The sequence below is a fragment of the Holdemanella sp. DFI.5.55 genome, from assembly GCF_020593575.1.
Lineage (GTDB): Bacteria > Bacillota_I > Bacilli_A > Erysipelotrichales > Erysipelotrichaceae > Holdemanella > Holdemanella hominis.
Genome location: NZ_JAJDMK010000217.1, coordinates 1 through 363 on the forward strand (window position 1 = coordinate 1; position 363 = coordinate 363).

Annotated in this window: 1 protein-coding gene; it reads left to right on the forward strand. The window is 33.6% G+C overall.

Annotated features, from left to right (window positions below; translation table 11 throughout):
* Positions 1-11: 11 nt before the first annotated feature.
* The coding region (locus tag LJE08_RS13875) for a hypothetical protein (protein WP_227403563.1) at positions 12-363 on the forward strand (352 nt) is incomplete at its 3' end.

A 363-nucleotide genomic window follows, 5' to 3' on the forward strand; every position in this document is an offset into this window, starting at 1 on the left:
TTAAAAGAAAGATGCCTTCTGTATGTTTTGGTGGTAAAAAGAACTTGAAAAATGGTGATTTAGAAACCTTTAGATACAGAAGACAAAGAAGAATGCTTATTCCAGGCAGAAGACAGGGCAAGTATTCAAACAACCTTTTCAAATTGAATGTTGATACTGATATGTTGACCTATCGAAGTACGCAGAAAGACATTGTATTCAAGGTGCAGTCTCATAAGTACAAGGATGAATTGTATGCAAGAGTCAATGAAAAACACAACTCACCTGATAAGGCAGTAGCTTATGAACTAATGGATTATGGTGAATACTTTATTGTGAAAGCTATATTTGAAAAACATATGAATCTTCCAAAGACAGATACAT